The 1,659-nt window shown below is 74.6% G+C and carries 1 protein-coding gene; it reads left to right on the top strand.

The window, feature by feature from the left end; translation table 11 throughout:
* Nucleotides 1–478: 478 nt before the first annotated feature.
* Nucleotides 479–1,423 carry a PAC2 family protein gene (locus J0670_RS37565; RefSeq protein WP_207817257.1) on the top strand — a complete coding sequence of 315 codons (945 nt, stop codon included), beginning with the start codon at nucleotides 479–481 and terminating at the stop codon, nucleotides 1,421–1,423.
* Nucleotides 1,424–1,659 lie beyond the last annotated feature (236 nt).

Raw genomic sequence — 1,659 nt, 5'->3', positions numbered from 1 at the left:
CGAGAAGGAAACGAGTGCGCGAAGGGAAGCAGGCGGCCAGGTGAAGGCAAGATGCGTCGTGGGTGGCTGGCCGAACACCGGTCCGGGACGTGGTCGACGGCGTTACGGACGACGTGACGACGACGCGACGATGCGAGGCAGCGAGAGGACGATACCCGCCAGAAGGCGGTGCGTCACTTCGCGGCACGCGAATGGCCGCGCGGGCCGTCGCGGCGCGCCCGGGACGGGCCCGTCGAACACCCGTGACCAGGGGCTTTTCCTTCGGGTGCGATCATGGTCCGGAGCGGTCGGCGGAGGCCGTCGGCCGGGCCTTCCGCGAGGCATTCCACGGAGCCTTCCACGGCGCCCTCCACCCGGCCCTCCGCCGGACCTTCCACCGGACCTTCCGCCGCGGCGGGAATTCCGGCGCCGCCCGGCACGCTGGAGAGGACGAGAAGCCGGTCGGATCGGACGAGCAGAGAACGGGGTTGGGTGCGCGGTGCGTGATTTCCAGGCGCTGTACGAGCTGGATCAGCGGGGTGTGGCGGCGGTGGCCGCGGCCGGCGCGGAGCTGCGCGACACCGGCGCCGGTCTGGTGCTGCTCCACCACTTCGAGGGCTTCATGGACGCCGGGGAGGCCGGCGGCCAGGTGGTGGCCCACCTGCTGGAGACCGGTTCGCCGCAGGTGGTGGCCCGCTTCGACCACGACCGCCTGGTCGACTACCGGGCCCGCCGCCCCGCGATGGTCTTCGACCGCGACCGCTGGACGTCCTACGACCCGCCGGAGATCCTGCTCCAGCTCGTCCGGGACGCCGCCGGAGTGCCGTTCCTGCTGCTCACCGGCCCGGAGCCGGACGTCGAGTGGGAGCGTTTCGCGCGCGCCGTCCGCGAGTTGGCCGAGCGCTTCGAGGTCCGGCTCTGCCTGGACTTCCACGGCATCCCGATGGGCGTGCCGCACACCCGCCCGGTCGGTCTGACGCCGCACGGCAACCGGCTCGACCTCGCGGCGGGCTACCCGCAGTGGTTCGAGCAGGCGCAGGTCCCGGGCAGCGCCCAGGCGTTGCTGGAGTACCGCCTGTCCGAGGCCGGGCACGACGTGCTGGGCTTCGCCGTGCACGTCCCGCACTACGTGGCCCGCTCGGCCTACCCGGCCGCCGCCGTGGCGATCCTGGAGGCGGTGCAGTCCGCCACCGGCCTGGTGCTGCCGGGCAAGCGGCTGCGCGAGCGGGTCGCCGAGGTGTACGCCGACATCGAGGAGCAGCTGGCCCGCGGGGACGGCGAGCTGCGCTCGGCGATCCGCGGCATGGAGGGCCAGTACGACGCCGTGGCGGGCGCGGAGGGCCGGGAGAGCCTGCTCGCCGAGCCGGTCGAGCTGCCCTCGGCGGACGAGCTGGGGCGGCGCTTCGAGCAGTTCCTGGCCGAGCACGAACGCGACGCCGAGTAGGGGCGGACGCCGGGGAGGCCCGGCGCCGAGGAAACCCCCCGCCGAGGAGACCCCGCGCCGAGGAGGCCCGTCGGCCGAGTGGGCCCGGCGCCCTGCGGATCCGGCGCGGCGGGAGTCATCCGGTCGTGCCCGTTCGTTGGCCCCTGGGCCCGTCGTCGAGGCGGGCCACGGTGCCCGGGGGCGGGCCGCCGTACGGAGCTGCCCGTGACTCGTACCCCGGGGGACACCATGCCGAG

Source organism: Streptomyces sp. FH025, from assembly GCF_017427025.1.
GTDB lineage: Bacteria > Actinomycetota > Actinomycetes > Streptomycetales > Streptomycetaceae > Kitasatospora.
Note: the sequence above shows the minus strand (reverse complement) of the source record. Positions and strands in the feature narration are given on the sequence as shown.